Origin of the sequence: Curtobacterium sp. MMLR14_010, assembly GCF_001865015.1 — a bacterium.
GTDB lineage: Bacteria > Actinomycetota > Actinomycetes > Actinomycetales > Microbacteriaceae > Curtobacterium.
Genome location: NZ_MJGV01000026.1, coordinates 103180 through 120919, shown reverse-complemented (window position 1 = coordinate 120919; position 17740 = coordinate 103180). Strand labels below are relative to the sequence as shown.

Annotated in this window: 16 protein-coding genes; 7 read left to right on the top strand and 9 right to left on the bottom strand. The window is 70.7% G+C overall.

What is annotated here, in order from left to right; all coding sequences use genetic code 11:
* The first annotated feature begins 167 nt into the window (after positions 1 to 167).
* Both groL and BIU98_RS06290 read left to right on the top strand, forming a co-directional pair.
* A complete protein-coding gene (gene groL, locus BIU98_RS06295; protein WP_071273375.1) occupies positions 168 to 1790 on the top strand; it encodes a chaperonin GroEL in 1623 nt (540 codons plus the stop codon).
* A 348-nt stretch (positions 1791 to 2138) separates the two neighbouring features.
* Positions 2139 to 3047, top strand: coding sequence for a hypothetical protein (locus BIU98_RS06290; RefSeq protein WP_071273372.1), 909 nt, complete (start codon positions 2139 to 2141; stop codon positions 3045 to 3047).
* A gap of 303 nt (positions 3048 to 3350) precedes the next feature.
* On the opposite strand, the gene BIU98_RS19965 is transcribed toward BIU98_RS06290, so the two are convergent.
* The 5 genes from BIU98_RS19965 to BIU98_RS06265 form a co-directional block, all read right to left on the bottom strand.
* Positions 3351 to 5042 carry a cell wall metabolism sensor histidine kinase WalK gene (locus BIU98_RS19965; RefSeq protein WP_071273369.1) on the bottom strand — a complete coding sequence of 564 codons (1692 nt, stop codon included), beginning with the start codon at positions 5040 to 5042 and terminating at the stop codon, positions 3351 to 3353.
* A 63-nt stretch (positions 5043 to 5105) separates the two neighbouring features.
* On the bottom strand, positions 5106 to 5801 hold the full coding sequence (locus BIU98_RS06280; RefSeq protein ID WP_056120555.1) for a response regulator transcription factor: 696 nt from the start codon (positions 5799 to 5801) through the stop codon (positions 5106 to 5108).
* 22 nt (positions 5802 to 5823) lie between these two features.
* Positions 5824 to 7539 (bottom strand): DNA repair helicase XPB, encoded by a 1716-nt coding sequence (locus BIU98_RS06275; RefSeq protein ID WP_071273366.1) that lies wholly within the window; start codon positions 7537 to 7539, stop codon positions 5824 to 5826.
* 30 nt (positions 7540 to 7569) lie between these two features.
* On the bottom strand, positions 7570 to 9348 hold the full coding sequence (locus BIU98_RS06270) for a helicase-associated domain-containing protein (RefSeq protein ID WP_071273363.1): 1779 nt from the start codon (positions 9346 to 9348) through the stop codon (positions 7570 to 7572).
* Between the two features lie 29 nt (positions 9349 to 9377).
* A complete protein-coding gene (locus tag BIU98_RS06265; RefSeq protein WP_071273360.1) occupies positions 9378 to 9680 on the bottom strand; it encodes a hypothetical protein in 303 nt (100 codons plus the stop codon).
* 51 nt (positions 9681 to 9731) lie between these two features.
* Between BIU98_RS06265 and BIU98_RS06260 the strand changes: the two genes are divergently transcribed.
* On the top strand, positions 9732 to 10109 hold the full coding sequence (locus BIU98_RS06260) for a cold-shock protein (protein WP_071273358.1): 378 nt from the start codon (positions 9732 to 9734) through the stop codon (positions 10107 to 10109).
* Positions 10106 to 10660 carry a DUF3027 domain-containing protein gene (locus BIU98_RS06255; protein WP_083393024.1) on the top strand — a complete coding sequence of 185 codons (555 nt, stop codon included), beginning with the start codon at positions 10106 to 10108 and terminating at the stop codon, positions 10658 to 10660. Before BIU98_RS06260 ends, BIU98_RS06255 begins: the two co-directional genes overlap by 4 nt.
* 105 nt (positions 10661 to 10765) lie before the next feature.
* Here the strand turns inward: BIU98_RS06255 and serC are convergent, their stop codons facing one another.
* Complete coding sequence (serC, locus tag BIU98_RS06250; protein WP_071273352.1) at positions 10766 to 11884, bottom strand: phosphoserine transaminase; 1119 nt, start codon at positions 11882 to 11884, stop codon at positions 10766 to 10768.
* Between the two features lie 104 nt (positions 11885 to 11988).
* Between serC and BIU98_RS06245 the strand changes: the two genes are divergently transcribed.
* The 3 genes from BIU98_RS06245 (at position 11989) to BIU98_RS06235 (ending at position 14792) form a co-directional block, all read left to right on the top strand.
* The gene (locus BIU98_RS06245) at positions 11989 to 12684 is read left to right on the top strand and encodes a metal-dependent transcriptional regulator (protein WP_071273349.1); all 696 of its coding nucleotides are present in this window, start codon (positions 11989 to 11991) and stop codon (positions 12682 to 12684) included.
* 245 nt (positions 12685 to 12929) lie between these two features.
* Positions 12930 to 13949: a C40 family peptidase gene (locus tag BIU98_RS19960; RefSeq protein ID WP_071273346.1), complete on the top strand. Its 1020-nt coding sequence runs from the start codon at positions 12930 to 12932 to the stop codon at positions 13947 to 13949.
* Positions 13950 to 14297: 348 nt separating this feature from the next.
* Positions 14298 to 14792, top strand: coding sequence for an HNH endonuclease (locus BIU98_RS06235; RefSeq protein ID WP_071273343.1), 495 nt, complete (start codon positions 14298 to 14300; stop codon positions 14790 to 14792).
* Positions 14793 to 14849: 57 nt separating this feature from the next.
* Here the strand turns inward: BIU98_RS06235 and BIU98_RS06230 are convergent, their stop codons facing one another.
* The 3 genes from BIU98_RS06230 to BIU98_RS06220 form a co-directional block, all read right to left on the bottom strand.
* Positions 14850 to 15557 (bottom strand): ABC transporter permease, encoded by a 708-nt coding sequence (locus tag BIU98_RS06230; protein WP_254787809.1) that lies wholly within the window; start codon positions 15555 to 15557, stop codon positions 14850 to 14852.
* A 102-nt stretch (positions 15558 to 15659) separates the two neighbouring features.
* Positions 15660 to 16472 carry a phosphatase PAP2 family protein gene (locus tag BIU98_RS06225; protein ID WP_071273338.1) on the bottom strand — a complete coding sequence of 271 codons (813 nt, stop codon included), beginning with the start codon at positions 16470 to 16472 and terminating at the stop codon, positions 15660 to 15662.
* 104 nt (positions 16473 to 16576) lie between these two features.
* Positions 16577 to 17620, bottom strand: coding sequence for a DMT family transporter (locus BIU98_RS06220; protein WP_071273335.1), 1044 nt, complete (start codon positions 17618 to 17620; stop codon positions 16577 to 16579).
* Positions 17621 to 17740 lie beyond the last annotated feature (120 nt).

Below are 17740 nucleotides of genomic sequence, written 5' to 3'. Positions count from 1 at the left end.
GGGGGCGGCGCGTTCGTCGTGTGCGGGTGGTGGTGGTCGTGGTCGTCGTCACGTCGGGGGGCGGCGCGTGTTGCACTCTCAGGGGTCGAGTGCCAGAATCGGGCTTGGCACTCGGTGACGCTGAGTGCCAGAAGACCCCACGACGTCCGGGAGGGACGAGAACTCACATGGCTAAGATCATTGCTTTCGACGAGGAGGCCCGCCGTGGCCTCGAGCGCGGCCTGAACCAGCTGGCCGACGCCGTGAAGGTGACGCTCGGCCCGCGCGGCCGCAACGTCGTCCTCGAGAAGAAGTGGGGCGCCCCCACGATCACGAACGACGGTGTCTCCATCGCCAAGGAGATCGAGCTCGACGACCCGTACGAGAAGATCGGTGCCGAGCTCGTCAAGGAGGTCGCCAAGAAGACCGACGACGTCGCCGGTGACGGTACGACCACCGCGACCGTGCTCGCCCAGGCCCTCGTCCGCGAAGGCCTCCGCAACGTCGCCGCCGGTGCCGACCCCGTCTCGCTGAAGCGCGGCATCGAGAAGGCCGTCGCGGCCGTCTCGGACCAGCTGCTCGCGAACGCCAAGGAGATCGAGACCAAGGACCAGATCGCCGCCACCGCGTCGATCTCGGCCGCGGACCCGACCATCGGCGCGCTCATCGCGGAGGCCATCGACAAGGTCGGCAAGGAGGGTGTCGTCACCGTCGAGGAGTCGAACACCTTCGGCACCGAGCTCGAGCTGACCGAGGGCATGCGCTTCGACAAGGGCTACCTGTCGCAGTACTTCGTGACCGACCCGGAGCGCCAGGAAGCCGTCTTCGAGGACGCCTACATCCTGATCGTCAACTCGAAGATCTCGAACATCAAGGACCTCCTGCCGGTCGTCGACAAGGTCATCCAGGCCGGCAAGCAGCTCCTCATCATCGCCGAGGACGTCGACGGCGAGGCCCTGGCCACGCTCGTCGTGAACAAGATCCGCGGCATCTTCAAGTCCGTCGCCGTCAAGGCCCCGGGCTTCGGCGACCGTCGCAAGGCCATGCTGCAGGACATCGCGATCCTGACCGGTGGCCAGGTCATCTCCGAAGAGGTCGGCCTCAAGCTCGAGAACGCGACGCTCGACCTCCTCGGTCGTGCCCGCAAGGTCGTCATCACCAAGGACGAGACCACGATCGTCGAGGGCGCTGGCGACACCGAGCAGATCGCCGGCCGCGTGCGCCAGATCCGCTCCGAGATCGAGGCCACCGACTCCGACTACGACCGCGAGAAGCTCCAGGAGCGCCTCGCGAAGCTCGCCGGTGGCGTCGCCGTCATCAAGGCGGGTGCCGCGACCGAGGTCGAGCTCAAGGAGCGCAAGCACCGCATCGAGGACGCCGTGCGCAACGCCAAGGCGGCCGTCGAAGAGGGCATCGTCGCCGGTGGTGGCGTCGCCCTGATCCAGGCCGGCAAGGTCGCGCTCGACTCCCTCGAGCTCGAGGGCGACGAGGCGACCGGCGCGAACATCGTCCGCGTCGCCATCGACGCACCGCTCAAGCAGATCGCGCTCAACGCCGGTCTCGAGCCGGGTGTCGTGGCCGCCAAGGTCCGCGAGCTCGAAGCAGGTTGGGGCCTCAACGCCGCGACCGGCGAGTACGTCGACCTCATCGCCGCGGGCATCATCGACCCGGCCAAGGTCACGCGCTCGGCGCTGCAGAACGCTGCGTCGATCGCTGGTCTGTTCCTGACGACCGAGGTCGTCGTCGCCGAGAAGCCCGAGCGCGCCGCGGCCGCTCCGGCCGGCGACCCGACCGGTGGCATGGACTTCTAGTCCGACGTCCACGGAAGGCCCCCGCACGCTCAGCGTGCGGGGGCCTTCCTGCGTCCCGGGCCGGGCTGCGCGTGCGCGCGTTCGGCGGCGCTGTCTCGGGGTGGGTGTCGACCGGTCACAACACCCCGCTCACGTCCGCCGAGCGGCCGAGGAACGTCGGTTGACGGGGTCGCAGACGACTACTTCTGACCAGTGGGCGGATGACCGCCGGTGTGTCACGACCGGTCGCGGAGGGTCCGGTTCCGCACCCGAGCGCGCAGTTCCGCACAGGAGGCTCGGCTCAGCACGTTCTCCACAGTCCGGTCCGGCGGGGGGTCGCGTTCAGACCCGTCCGCCGCAGGATGTGGGATGTCTCGCCTGCAACCGCTGCCCGCCGCCCTCTCGCACCGACCCTTCCGGGTCGCCGACGCCGTCGCGATGGGCGTGAACGCCGAACGCCTCCGTCGCTCGGACCTGGCCGCACCGGTCCACGGAGTCCGAGTGGCGGAAGGCGGTGACGACTTCGCGTCGTTCGTCGAAGCGCTGTCGCTCGTGATGCGTCCGGATCAGTTCTTCAGTCACACGACGGCTGCACGGCTCTGGGGTGCTCCGCTCCCGTTGGCGGTCCAGTCAGATCGAGCGGTGCACGTCTCGACGAGCGGAACGGGCCCTCGGATGCGGCGGGCACGGGTCCATGGCCACCGACTCTCGGCGTCCGGAGTCATCGAGGTAGCGGGGCGACGGCTGTCCACACCCGAGGACACGTGGGCGCAGTGCGTCCCTCTGCTGGGGACCCGTGCCCTCGTCGCGGTCGGAGACCACTTCGTGGGGCGGAGCGACCTGGCGACGACCATCGCAGACCTCGTCGGCGCGATCGTTCCGGGGTCGCGGTCAGCGGTGGCCGCGAGGACGGCGGTCGACCTGGTCCGGGTGGGATCGGAGTCGGCGATGGAGACGTGGTTCCGGCTGGCGATCGTGGACGCTGGGTTCCCGGAGCCGGAGCTGAACGTCGAGGTTCGTGACCCCGACGGCCGGTTTCTCGGCCGCGTGGACGTGGCGTGGCCAGAACACCGCATCGCGTTCGAGTACGACGGGGACCATCACCGAGAGCGCGACGTCTTCCAGCACGACCAGCAGCGTGACAACGGCTTCACCGTCAACGACTGGATTGCCATCCACGCGACGTCGGCGGATGTGCAGCGGCCCGCGGCCGTGTTCGAGCCTCTCCGTCAGGCGTTCGAGCAGCGACTGGCCACTGTTCGTCGGTCCGCGGCGTGAGGACGATCGCTTCCTGGTCGCCGCGCCCGCTTCGAGTGGTCGCAACTCCCCGACGGGCATCCATCGACTGGTCAGAGCCCGTCGGCCGAGCGCCCGCCGAACGACGTCCTTCGCCCACTCGGCGGAACTGAGCGGGGTGTTGCGACCGGTCGCGGGGCCTGGACCCGTGGACCAGGAATCGCGGGGCCGTTCCCTGGGGATCAGGACTCGCGGGGCCAGGACCCGGGGATCAGGACTCGCGGGGCCTGGACCCGGGGATCAGGACTCTCGGGGTGCGGGCGACGGGGCAGAGCCTCCCGGGGGTCAGGACTCGGGGGTGGGGAGCGGGGTGGGGGTGTAGTCGCGGGGGAGCAGGGGGAGCCAGATGCGGAAGGTGGCACCGCCGCCCACGGTGTCGATGACCTCGACGGAACCCCGGTGCGCGGCGACGATGCCCGACACGATGGCGAGTCCGAGGCCCGAGCCGCCGGTGTCCCGCGCGCGAGAGGTGTCGGCACGCCAGAACCGCTGGAAGATCTTGTCGCGGAGCTGCGGCGGGATGCCCTCGCCGTGGTCGATGACGTCGATGTGCGCCATGCCGCGGTCGTCGTCCACGCCGATGCCGATCTCGATGGGGTCGTCGTGCGCGGTGAAGCGCATCGCGTTGCCCATCAGGTTCGTCACGACCTGGCGGATCTTGTTCTCCTCGGCCAGGACGATCGGCGGGCGCTTCGGGAGCACCACGTCGGGCATCGGGGTGGCCTCCATGCCGGGCTGCGACTCCGACTCGACGTCCATCGCGCGCCCACGACGGGCTCGCAGGCGGGCGATGGTCTGGCGGGAGAAGGCGATCGGGCCGGTGGTGTTGGGCGACATCGGCACGGCATCGGACGCGGGCGTGGCGGCGGGACCGAAGGCCGAGGGAGCACGGACGGCCTGGGGCACGTCCTCGACGAGCACCTGGATCTCGCGGTCGGGGTTCGACGCCATGGTGTCGAGCGCCGAGTCGCGGGCGATGGCGACGAGGTCGACCGGGCCGAGCTCGAGCGGCTTGGACTCGTCGATGCGGGCGAGCTGGAGGAGGTCCTGCACGAGGAGCCCCATGCGCTGGGCTTCCTTCTCGATGCGCTCCATCGCCTGGGCGACGTCCTCCTCCTTGCGCAGGGCACCCATGCGGTACAGCTCGGCGTACCCACGGAGGGACACCAGCGGCGTGCGGAGTTCGTGGGAGGCGTCCCCGACGAAGCGGCGCATCTGCGCGATGGTGCGTTCGCGGTCCTCGAAGGCGCTGTCGATCCGTTCGAGCATGGCGTTGAGGGAGCGGTTCAACCGGCCCACCTCGGTGTTCGGGGTGTCGGCGTCGAGGCGCTGGTTGAAGTCACCGGCGGCGAACCGGGCGGCCGTGTCTTCGACGTCACGGAGCGGGTCGAAGGTCGCGGTGACGAGCAGTCGCGTGAGCATGGCCCCGAGCAGGATGACCGAGGCGCCGAAGCCCAGGAAGATGAAGGTGAAGCGGGCGATGGTCTGGTCGGTGTCGGCGCTCGACACGGCGACGAGCACGTAGCCGGTCTCGGTGGCACCGGTCGAGATGTTCTGCAGGTTCGCCGGGATGACCTGGGCGCGCCACTCGTGGTTGTGCTGCTTGTCGTACAGGCTGAAGGGCTTGCCGGCGGCGGCGGCGCCGGCGAACCGCATCCGGGAGATGTCCGGCTGCGACGTCGACTGGGTGTCGCAGATCTGCTCGCCGTCGCTGTCGTAGGCGGCGACGTAGGAGCTCTTCTCGAGCACGACCGAGAGCTTGCAGTACTGCTCCCCGTCGCTGACGTTCTGGCCCTCGAGCTGCGAACTCGTCGTGCTGACCTGCGTGTCCAGACGCGAGACCAGGTAGTTCGACAGCACGGTCATCGTGCCGAGGCCGGCGACGAGCAGCCCGAGCGCCACCAGGAGCACCGTGATGCCGGTGATCTTGGTTCGCAGGGAGATGCCGTCCCACCAGCGGTTCATTCTGGAGTGCATGCTGCCCTCACGATAGACGGCGGCCACCGGGGGAAACCCGGTGACCGCCGTGAACAGCCTGGACTAGGAGGCCTTCGATGCCTTGAGCATGTAGCCGAACCCACGCTTGGTCTGGATGATCGGCTCGGTGGAGTACTGGTCGAGCTTGCGACGCAGGTACGAGATGTAGGACTCGACGATGCCGGCGTCCCCGTTGAAGTCGTACTCCCACACGTGGTCGAGGATCTGCGCCTTCGACAGCACGCGGTTCGGGTTGAGCATCAGGTAACGCAGCAGCTTGAACTCGGTGGGGGAGAGCTCGATCTGCGCGTCGCCGATCGTGACCTCGTGGGTGTCCTGGTCCATCGTGAGCTCGCCGGCCCGGATGATGGCGTCCTCTTCGTCGTTCATCGTGCGACGCAGGATCGCCTTGATGCGGGCGACGATCTCGTCGAGCGAGAACGGCTTGGTGACGTAGTCGTCGCCGCCGACGGTGAGGCCGGTGATCTTGTCCTCGGTGTCGTCCTTCGCCGTCAGGAACAGGATCGGCGAGGTGTACCCGGAGGAACGGAGGCGCTTGGTGACGCCGAACCCGTTCATGTCGGGGAGCATGACGTCGAGGATGATGAGGTCGGGCTCTTCCTCGAGCACGGCGGAGATCGCCTGTGCCCCGTTGCCGACCGCTCGGACGGCGAACCCGGCGAAGCGCAGCGAGGTCGTGAGGAGGTCGCGGATGTTCGGCTCGTCGTCGACGATCAGGATCTTGGGGCCATCGGTCATGCCCCTATCATCTGACTGTTGTCTAAGCGTTTCCTGAGAGCGCATGGGGCGCCCCCTGGACCTGGTCCGCATCGAGGATCGTGTACGAGTACCCCTGCTCAGCCAGGAACCGCTGCCGGTTCTGGGCGAAGTCCTGGTCGACGGTGTCCCGCGTCACGAGCGTGTAGAACGACGCGGGCAGACCGTCCTTGTTCGGACGGAGGAGCCGGCCGAGTCGCTGCGCTTCTTCCTGTCGGGACCCGAACGACCCGGAGACCTGGATCGCCACGGTCGCGTCGGGCAGGTCCACGGAGAAGTTCGCGACCTTCGAGACGACGAGCACGTCGATGTCGCCGTCACGGAACGACTGGTAGAGGCGCTCCCGCTCGTCGACGGGCGTCGCGCCCGTGATCTCGGCGGCGTCCAGGGACGATGCCAGGGCGTCGAGCTGGTCGATGTACTGCCCGATGACCAGGATCTGCTCGCCGCGGTGCTTCTCGATGAGCTCGCGGACGACGGGGGTCTTGGCGGGGGACGTCGCGGCCAGGCGGTAGCGCTCGTCGTCGCTCGACGCCGCGTACTCCAGACGGTCCTCGTGCGGCAGGTCCACGCGGACCTCGTAGCACTCGGCGGGGGAGATGTAGCCCTGGGCCTCGATCTCCTTCCACGGGGCGTCGTACCGCTTCGGCCCGATGAGGGAGAAGACGTCGCCCTCCCGGCCGTCCTCGCGCACGAGCGTGGCGGTGAGGCCCAGGCGTCGACGGGCCTGCAGGTCCGCGGTCAGCTTGAAGACCGGCGCCGGCAGCAGGTGGACCTCGTCGTAGACCACGAGGCCCCAGTCGAGGGCGTCGAGCAGCGACAGGTGCGTGTACTCGCCCTTCCGGCGGGCGGTGAGGATCTGGTACGTCGCGATCGTGACCGGACGGATCTCCTTGACGCTGCCGGAGTACTCGCCGATCTCCTCCTCGGTCAGGGAGGTCCGGCGGAGCAGCTCGGACCGCCACTGCCGCGCGGACACGGTGTTCGTGACGAGGATGAGCGTGGTGGCTTTGACGGTGGCCATCGCCCCGGCGCCGACGAGCGTCTTGCCGGCACCACAGGGGAGCACGACGACGCCGGAGCCCTGCGCGAAGAAGCTCTGGACGGCGTCCTGCTGATAGGGGCGCAGGTCCCACCCGCTGTTGTCGAGGTCGATCTGGTGCGGCTGCCCGGGCGTGTAGCCGGCGAGGTCCTCGGCCGGCCAGCCGATCTTCACGAGCTCCTGCTTGACCTGCCCACGAGCCCACTGCTGCAGCTCGATCGCGGTGTCGGAGCGCTTGTCGCCGAGCAGCGGCTTGATGCGCTTGGACCGGACGACCTCGGCGAGCACCGACGGGTCGGTCGCGGTGAGCAGCAGCCGGGGCTGGCGCTCGAGCTCCTCGGTCGGGGAGTTCGCGATGACGGGGGCGTCCTCGGGGTCCTCACGACGGATCACGAGTCGCCCGTACCGCGCGACGGTGTCACGGATGTCGACGGTCACGCTCTGCGGGACGGGGAACTTCGCGAAGCGCTCGAGGGTGCCGATCATGCTCTCGGCGTCGTGTCCCGCAGCGCGTGCGTTCCACAGGCCGAGTCGCGTGACCCGGTAGGTGTGCACGTGCTCGGGGGCGCGTTCGAGCTCGGCGAATGCGGCGAGCTCGTGGCGCGCGTCCTCGGCGTCGGGGTGCGCGACCTCGAGCAGGACGGTGCGGTCGCTCTGGACGATCAGCGGTCCGTTCATGGCCTTCCAGCTTAGCCGTGCGAGGCCGGGTCAGGCTTCGCTGTCGACGGACACGACGAGCGACAGCGGCAGCGTGCGCTCCACGTCGGCTGCGGTGTCCTTCCCGCGGATGCGGCCGGCCGCGACCGAGGTCGGCACGATCGAGAACGGCCGCTCGCTGCCGTCCGGCATGCGGACCGTCACACGGATCGGCGTGCGACCGCGGACGGCCAGGTCGATCTGTCGGCCGAGCCACTCCTGCTCCGGCTCGGCAGCGCCGCGTTCGGTCGTGACGCGGAGCCGTTCCACGACGGCGTGCGCTGCGGCTTCCGGGCTGCGGCCCGGTGCACGGCGACGGCCGGGAGGCCCGTGGTGCGCCTCGGGGCGGGCGCCGGGTTGCAGCACGGCCGGGTAGCGCTGCTCCTCGAGCGCCGCGTGGACCACGTGCGCCGGGTAGCGGGTCACCAGGGTGGTCAGCTCGGGGCGCTCCCACGCCAGCTGCCGCAGCTCGGCGTCCACCCCGATGAGGTCGAGCTGGTCGGCGGTCCCGCGGACCACGGCACCGATCCCGCCCTCGCCGCGGTCGACCACGATGCTGCCGTCCCGCGCCGCGACCTGGTCGACCAGGTACGCCAGTGGCTGGGGCACGCCGGTCACCCCGATGCGCTCGAACAGGTCGAGGACGTCCTGCTGGGAGTTGCCGGCGCGCAGGGCCCGGCGGAGTGTCTCCTCGGACACGCGGTAGCGCGCCGCGAGCCCGGGGGCCTCGAGGTCGGCGACGGTCCGGAGTTCGGCATCGGCCGCGGGGGCGAGCGGACCCGGCGCGATGATCGTCAGGTCGTGCTGCAGGTAGACGCCCTCGACGGTCTGCGGCAGGTCGGCCTCGGCGGCGCGCACGGCAGCGGACTCGTCATCGCCGAGCAGCGTGCGGCCGGTCTCGGTGACGACGCCCTCGACCGTCAGGCCGAGCGCGTCGGCGGTGCCGGCGACGTCGAGCAGGGTCGCGTCGAGCCACCGGGCACCCGCCGGGTACGCCCAGCGACCGAGGGCGACGAGCTCCCGCCAGTCGTCCCCGGCGACGTCGAGGACCTCGCGTACCGCCGGGTCGAGGCCGTCGTGCCAGCGGGTCACGAGGTCGGTCCACCGGGACGGCCACGGGGTGGTCAGCCAGGCGCGGCCGCTGTCGGTCAGGGACCAGGTGCCGTCGTCGGTCGTGGTGAAGTGGACGCGTTCCAGCAGGCCCAGGCGTCCCGGCACCACGTCGGCGTCCGCGCTGGAGCGTTCGGCGAGCGTCCGGGCGAGTGGGGAGCCGATGCCGCCCTTGACGAGCTCGCGGACGGCGCCGTCGTCGACCGCGCGCAGCAGTTCGGCGAGGACGGTCATCGTGGCGAACGCGTGCTCCGCGCCCGTCGTGCGCTGTGTGGCGGGGTCGGCCGTGTCGGGGACCGCACCGGCGGGGCGGGCCGCAGCTGAGCCTCCCGGCTGTTCCGACTGTTCCACCAGGTCGGGGTGGGCGGCCACGCGTGTGGCGACCGCGTCGTCGACCCGGCCGTCCTCGTCGGCGAGGCCCAGCGCGACCGCGGGGTCGAGGTCGGGGCCGGTGGTGCCGTCACGGAGGGCGAGGAGGGTGCGTCTGGGGAGCCGTTCGACGGCGGCGTCGACCGCGGCGTCGGCGCGGAAGGCCTCGGCGAGGTCGAAGAAGTCGGTGATGCTCTGGGGGCCCGTCTCGCCGAGCACGGCGGTGGGCAGTCCGCGGGCGACGATCAGTCGCTCGAGGTCGTGGTCCGGCATCGTCCGCAGGCGCGCGGCGAGGTCGGCGGTGGTCGTCATCGTCCTCCGCATGGCGTCCGGAGCGGACGTCAGCGGACCTCGTTCTTGTGGGAGCGGGCCTTGCGGGTCCAGGTGACCGCCAGGAGCGCGAAGATCAGGACCATCGCGATGGGCGGTCCGAAGTAGAGCACGCCGAGCGCGACCGGCCAGATGCCGTCACCGGGGATCTCCTTGAGGGTCAGCCAGCCGATGATCATCACCGCGAAGCAGACGATCGTGAAGAGAACGATGCCGCCGATCATGAACGCGAGCGTGCGTTCGGTACGATTGAACGTCGCCGGGGGTTCCGCGATGTTCCGCGTGTCCCCGGGGGATCGGGTCGGCTTGGCCATCCACCCAGGATATCCGCACCACGGCCGCCCACCTATCGAGGAGTTCCGCGCATGCCCACCGGCAAGGTCAAGTTCTACGACGACCAGAAGGGGTTCGGGTTCATCACCGGCGACGATGGTGACAATGTCTTCCTGCACGCGTCCTCGCTGCCAGAGGGCACGACCACCGTGAAGGCCGGTGCACGACTCGAGTACGGCGTCGTGCAGGGCAACAAGGGATCCCAGGCGCTCTCCGTGCACCTGCTCGACCCGAAGCCGTCGCTGTCGAAGATGTCCCGCCGCTCGGCGGACGACATGGCCGTCATCGTCGAGGACCTCGTGAAGGAGCTCGACCGGATCAGCGGTGACCTGCACCACGGTCGCTACCCGAAGAACGGCACACGCATCGCCGCGATCCTGCGGCACGTCGCAGACCAATTGGACGCATGACCATGACGACCGACCACACCGACCTGACCGCACTCGCGCGCACGGCCCTGCTCGAGGTCACCGAGGAGTCGACCGTCGGGTCCTTCGCGGGCACCACCGACGAGGGCGACGGCGTCGTCTCCGTGCTGTTCGCCAACCGCATGGCGGGCTACCCGGGCTGGCGCTGGACCGTCAGCGTCGCGCACGTCGAGGGCGAGGACCCCTCCGTGCTCGAGGTCGAGCTGATGCCGGGCGACGGCTCGCTGCTCGCGCCCGAGTGGGTGCCGTGGTCGGAGCGGCTCGCCGACTACCGCGCGGCGCAGGAGGGCGTCGACGAGGCCGATGTCGACGGCGCGGAGGACGACGAGTCCGACGACGACGACGAGTCGGACGAGGACGAGGACTTCGACGACGCGGACGACGACTCCGATGACGACGCGGACGACGACGAGTCGGACGACGACGACGACGCGGACGACGACGACTTCGACGACGACGAGGACGACCTCGCGGAGTCGGACGACGACGAGATCGAGGGCGTCGACGTCGACGAGCTCGACGAACAGCGCTGAGACGCCGGCGTCGCGCTGAGACGCCGGCGACTCGCCGAGGCGCCGCACGAACGACGAAACGCCGCCGGATCCGACGGCGTTTCGCGTTGACGGGGGTGTCTCGGGTCAGTCCGCCAGGGCGCCGACCACGTAGGTGATCGCCCGGACGAGCTGCTGCACGTCGTCGGGGTCGATCGCCGTGAAGGTCGCGACGCGGAGCTGGTTACGCCCGAGCTTCCGGTACGGCTCGGTGTCGACGATGCCGTTCTGGCGGAGCACCGCGGCCACCGCCGCCGCGTCGATGCTGTCGTCGAGGTCGATCGTGGCGACGACCTGCGAGCGGTGCGACGGGTCGGACACGAACGGAGACGCCCAGTCCACCGACTCGGCCCAGTCGTAGAGCGTCGAGGACGAGGTCTTCGTGCGGGTGTCCGCCCACGCCAGGCCGCCGGAGCCGTTGATCCACGAGACCTGGTCATCGAGGAGCAGCAGCGTGGTGAGCGCCGGGGTGTTGAGCGTCTGGTTCAGCCGGGAGTTGTCGACCGCGTTCTGCAGCGAGAGGAACTCGGGGATGTACCGGCCCGAGGCGGCGATGCGGGCGACGCGCTCGATGGCCGCGGGGGAGAACAGCGCGAGCCAGAGCCCGCCGTCCGAGGCGAAGTTCTTCTGCGGCGCGAAGTAGTAGACGTCCGTGGCGCTGGCGTCGAAGGACACCCCGCCCGCGGCGCTCGTGGCGTCGACGACGGTCAGCGCGCCGGGGTCGCCCTGGGCGCGGACGACGGGCGCCATGACGCCGGTCGAGGTCTCGTTGTGCGGGTACGCGTAGACGTCGACGCCCTCGACGATCTCGAGCTCCGAACGCGAACCACCGGGGGCCTCGACGACGTGCGGGGCCTGGAGCCACGGGGCCGCTGCGGCCTTGGCGAACTTCGACCCGAACTCGCCGAAGGACAGGTTCTCGGCGCGCTGCTCGATCAGGCCGAACGCGGCGGCGTCCCAGAACGCGGTCGAGCCGCCGTTGCCGAGGACGACCTCGTAGCCGTCGGGCAGGTCGAACATCGTGGCGAGGCCCTCGCGCACGGAGCCGACGAGGTCCTTCACGGGCTTCTGGCGGTGGGACGTCCCGAGGATCGTCGCGCCGCGTGTCACGAGGGACTCGAGCTGGGCACCGCGGATCTTCGACGGGCCACAGCCGAAGCGTCCGTCGGTCGGGAGGAATTCGGCCGGGATGACGATGTCTGCCATGGGCCGATCCTACCGACGGGCGATCCCCCGACCGCCCGGTCGTTCCTTGTCAGCCCGAGCAAGTAGTGTGGGTCCCGCTCAGTTCTGACAGGAGAGGCGGATCCGTGACCGATCTCGTCGACACCACGGAGATGTACCTCCGGACGATCCTCGACCTCGAAGAAGAGGGGATCGTGCCGCTGCGTGCGCGCATCTCCGAGCGGCTCGGGCACTCCGGTCCCACGGTCTCGCAGACCATCGCCCGGATGGAGCGCGACGGTCTCGTCGTGGTCTCCGGCGACCGGCACCTCGAGCTCACCGACGAGGGCCGTTCCCGCGCCACCCACGTCATGCGCAAGCACCGTCTCGCGGAGCGCCTGCTCGCCGACGTCATCGGGCTCGACTGGGCGTTCGTCCACGACGAGGCCTGCCGCTGGGAGCACGTGATGAGCGAGCAGGTCGAGGTCCGCCTGCTCGAGATGCTCGGCAACCCGACCGAGTCGCCGTACGGCAACCCGATCCCCGGCCTCGCCGAGATCGGTGGCCCCGACGCCGGCGGGTTCCTCGACGGCGTCCGCAACATCGTCGCTGCCACCGAGGGCACCGACGCCGTGGCCACCGGGATCATCCGCCGCCTCGGCGAGCCCGTGCAGTTCGAGCCGGAGCTGCTGCACCAGCTGCGCTCCGCGGGTGTGATGCCCGGTCGGCTCGCCAGCGTGCAGCGCGCCGGGGCGTACGTCTCCGTGCGCGTCGAGGGCGAGGACGCCGGCATCGAGCTCACGTCCGAGGTCGCCCAGCACGTCTACATCGACGCTGCGTGACGTTCTGCCCTCTGACCAGGGCTTCGTCATCAATCTGTTACCAAACGGCGTTTTCGTCTCGACAAGGTAACGGTGCCCCCGTACACTCGACGAGTCCCCGGGCTGATGCCGATCTGGGGACCCGTGGCAGGACGTCTCTCGAACCCGTCTCCTGCCTCGATCGGAGACGATGACGAACGGATGGGGTTGCGCACGTACGGGCCCGAACCCGTGCGGGTGATGACGAGACGCCGGAGACCACACCCTTGACGCAGACCGGTTCCGCCGCGGACGACATGTCCACGAACCCGACGAACGCAGTCCCGACCAACGAAGGCCTCCCGAACACCGGCCGCCCCGACGCCACCGAGGCACCGCTCACCCGGCGTGCTGCCCGTGCCGCCGAGACCCCCACGCGCCGCCGTGCCGTGACCCCGGTCCGGAGCGCACCACTCGTGCGTCCGACCGCCGTCGCCGCGTCGACGCCGGTCCGGCCGACCGCGAGCTCCCGCAAGCGCAAGTTCATGGCCCCGGTCGTGATCGCCGTCGCTGCCGGCATGTTCGGCACGATGGCCGTGCCCGCCGCCTTCGCTGCCACGCAGCAGACCGGCGCCTCCGACGCCGCGGCAGCGCAGCAGGCCGTCCGCACCACCGAGAGCCAGCAGCTGACCGTCTCCGACGCCGCGGCCCTGGCCGACACCAGCCGCGACGGCTTCTCCGCCACCTCGACGGCCACGCTCGATGCGCGCAAGCACGCCGCGGACGTGCAGGCCGCCCGTGCCGCCGCCGCGAAGCAGTACGCGTCGTACACCGGCCCGACGGCCACCGACTACCTCGCGTCGTCGACGACGTCGACCGCCTCGGCGAGCACCGCCGCGGGCACGACCGCCGCCGCTGCCGTCCCCGCGGCCGCTGCTGCCGCCCCCGCCGCGAACACCCCGTTCTCGCTGCCCGCCGTGGTCGCCACCGCGAAGCAGTACATCGGCACCCCGTACGTCTTCGGCGGCGCCACCCCGGCCGGCTTCGACTGCTCGGGCTACGTCATGTTCGTGTACGCCCAGTACGGCATCAACCTGGCGCACTCCGTGCCGCTGCAGGACGCTGCCGGCACGACGATCCCCGAGTCCGAGGCCCAGCCCGGCGACGTGGTCATCTTCAACAACGAGGCCCACGACGGCTTCTACATGGGCAACGGCATGATCATGGACGCCCCCAAGCCCGGTGGCGCCGTGTCGATCCGACCGATCTGGACGAGCGACTACCACATCGTCCGCTTCGGGGTCTGACCCGACGCCCGCGGGCCTGCAGCCCTGAACGTTCCGTGAACCGGTCCAGCACTCCTCGTGCTGGGCCGGTTTCTGGTTTAGCCTGAGCGCATCGGCCCGACACGGCCAGGACTGGAGACCTCATGTCAACGGCACGCACGACCCGCACCATGGGTCGGCGCGCGCTCGTGGACATACGGTCGACCACGACCCGCGTGCACCTGCACGCCCCGAGATGACCGAGAGCACTGCCCCTGCGGGTGGTGCTCTTCTTCGTTCCGGGCCCCGGTCGTGGCCACTCGTCCGTCGCCGTTCGGTCCGCTGCCCCGCATCGCCTGGAAGCCGTCCAGGCACGTCGGAAGGGAACCCATGCGCACTCTCGTCCTCAACGCCGGTTACGAGCCCCTCGCGGTCATCTCGTTCCGGCGGGCCCTCGTGCTGGTCATGAACCAGAAGGCCGCCATCGTCGCCGCCGACGTCGAACACCCGGTCACCGGGTCGACGTCGAGCTACGACCGTCCGTCCGTCATCATCCTCACCCGGTACGTGCGCATCCCGCACGCCAGGCTCGTGCCGGTGTCGCGGCGCGGGGTCCTGCGGCGCGACGCGAACCGCTGCGCGTACTGCGACCGGCACGCCACCACGATCGACCACGTGCAGCCGAAGTCGCGTGGCGGAGCGGACTCGTGGGAGAACCTCGTCGCCTGCTGTCTGGCGTGCAACAACGCGAAGGGCGACCGCACCCCGCGGGAGATGGGCTGGAACCTGCGGTTCCGCCCGAAGGCCCCGCACGGCTCGAGCTGGGTGGTGCGTGGCATGGAGCGCACGGAGCCGGACTGGGACGAGTACCTGGTGGCGGCGTAGCCACGCTGCGGACGGGAGGCCCGTTGCCATGCCCCCACGGGCCTCCCGTCCGGCTCGTCACCGGCCCGGCAGCGGCCGGGTCGTGACGGGTGCCAGCCACCTGGTCAGCAGGACCGCGGTGATGCTGCCGGTGGTCATGATCGCGGCGAGGACGACGATCTGGAACCGGCCTGCCTCGACCGGTGAGACGCCGCCGAACACCGCGCCGACGAAGGCCCCGGGCAACGTGACCAGGCCCGTGGTCTTCGTCTGGTCGACGGTGGGGACGAGGGCGGCCGTCACGGCCCTGCGGACCAGGTGTTCGGTCGCACGGCGGGGAGCGGCGCCGAGGGCGAACCAGCCCTCGACCTCCTCCCAGCGGTCGTCGACGAGTTCGTGGAAGCGGCGTCCGGCCACGCTCGCGATCGTCATCGCGTTGCCGATCACGATCCCACCGATCGCGAGCGCGTACCGCGGGGACAGGGTCAGCGCTCCGGTGCCGAACACCACGGCGCAGCTGACCAGGATCCCGGCGGCCATGGTCACCGCCACCGGCACGATCGCCGTCCGGAAAGGTCCGAGCCGTCTGGCGGCCGTGATGGCCGCGACGCTGAACATCACGGTCAGTGCGAGGGCGATGAGCAAGGGCGACCGGATGACCCCGCTGAGCACCAGGCTGATCGCGGCGAGCTGCAGCGCGCCGCGGAGGATCGCCAGGGCCGGGGCCCAGGGGTCCGCTGCCCGGGCGAGGACAAGCGTGATCGAGGCGATCGCGACGAGCGCCAGGACTCCGGCGACGGTGTGCAGGAGCTCCTCGACGGTCACGTCCTGGAGCCTACGGGCGGGCGCACCAGCCGGTGTCGCGAACCACCCCGGGGAAGTGCCGGGTCACTCCGCGACGGTGTCGTCGTCCTGCGTGCTGAGGTACAGGCGGTGGCTGGTGATGATCATCGACAGCCAGCCCGCGCCGGTCACCCAGCCCACGGCGACGTCGGTGAACCAGTGCGCGCCGAGCAGCACCCGGGACAGTCCCACGGTGATCGTCGTGCCGGCCGCTGCGCCGATGATGGCGACCTGCGGGCCGTTCCGCTCCTGCCGGAGCGCCAGCAGGTAGGCGAGCACGCCGAGGATCGTCGTCGTGTTCAGGGTGTGCCCGGACGGGAAGGACGGTGACTTCTCGAACGGCGGGATCGCGTCGTGACGGTGCGGTCGGTTGCGCTTGATGAGGTCCTTGCCGAGCAGGGTCATCGCGAGTGAGCCGGCACCCGCGGCGACGAGCAGGGTCACCGGGCTCGCGCGGCGGTCCCGGACGGCGAACGCCACCGCGGCACCCACGGTCAGGACCGGCATCGCGACCGGGCCGAACACGTGGGCGATCGCGGCCGCGGCACCGTTGACGGCGGGGGAGCGGAGCGTCTTCGCGCGCGCGAGGGCCGGCCCGTCGAGGCTCTCGACGCCGTCCCGGCCGGTCACGCCGTCGTAGATGTACGCGGCCCCGGCGGTCGCTGCGACGGCGATGCCACCGCCGACGGCGAGGGTGGCCACGAGGGCCCGGCGCGCACCGATCCGCTGCGCCAGGCTCTGGTGGCGGGACGCCAGCCGCTGGCCGGCGCGGGAGCGCCACTCGGTGAGGTCCCGCCGGCCGATCTGCCGGTCGTGGGGCGTCGTGCCGGTCTGGGCGGTGGTGCCTGCGTCGGTCATGGCGTCAGTCTGCCGGACGGGAGGCTCGGGGGCGGGCCGGTGGGGAGCCTCCCGTCCGGTGGGTGGTCGCGTCCGGCGGTGGCTGTCATGTCGGGAACCGTGGATCAGTGGTCGTGGCGGTGGTGCACGTCGGGGTAGTGCTCGTGCCTGTGCGTCAGCAGGTCGTGGTGGTGTTCGTGCCGGTGCCACGTGCCGGCGGGGACCGGCTCGTCGTGCTCGTGCTGGTGGTGCTCGTCGTGGGAGTGCCAGTGGTCGTGCGTCATGGGCTGGTGCGTGTGCTCGTGCTCGTGTCGCTCGGTCAGGTGCAACCACACCCCGACGGCCATCAGGACCCCGGCGACGATGAACGGCCACGTGACCTGGTCACCGAAGGCGAACGCCAGGACGGCGCCGAAGAACGGTGCGATCGAGTAGTACGCACCGGCCCGGGCGGTCCCGACGTGGCGCATGCCGACGATGAACAGCGCGAGGCTGACGCCGTAGGCGAAGAACCCGACGACGAGTGCGCCGCTGGTCGCCGGCCATGCGGGCAGGCTCGCTCCGAGCGCGAACGCGAGCACCAGGTTCACCGGGCCGGCGACGACACCCTTGACCGCGGCGAGCCAGGTCGCGTCGGTGAGCGACACCTTCCGGGTCAGGTTGTTGTCCAGCCCCCAGCACAGGCACGCGCCGAGGATCGCCAGCGAGGGCCACGGCGAGCCGAAGTTCGCTCCCGACGGCACACTGAGGACCACGGCACCGGCGACGATGGCCAGCATGCCGAGCGCGATGCGTCGGTCGAAGGGCTCGCGGAAGACGAACCACGCCAGCGCGGCGGTGCAGACGCCCTCCGCGTTCAGCAGCAGCGAGGCTCCGGACGCCGGCATGTTCGCCAGACCCAGCAGCAACAGCACCGGGCCGGCGACACCACCAGCAGCGATCGCCCCGGCCAGGGGGAGCAGGTCACCGGGCGCGAGCCGGACACGGGGAGCGCGGCGCACGATGCGGACGAGGGTGAGACCGAGCCCGGAGCCGCAGTACAGGAGCCCGGCGAGCATCCACGGGCTGACGTCGCCGAGGAGCAGCTTGGCCAGCGGGGTGCCGGCGCCGAACAACACCGCCGACAGCAGTGCGGCCTGCACGCCACGGTTCGCGAGGGCGGCCCTCACGGTGCGAGGACCCGTCGCTGGGCGGTCGGGGTCGCGCTGCCGGTTCCGGTCATGGTGTCAGTCTGCCGGACGGGAGGCGCGGGGCGGGCTGGTGGGGAGCCTCCCGTCCGGTGGGTGGTG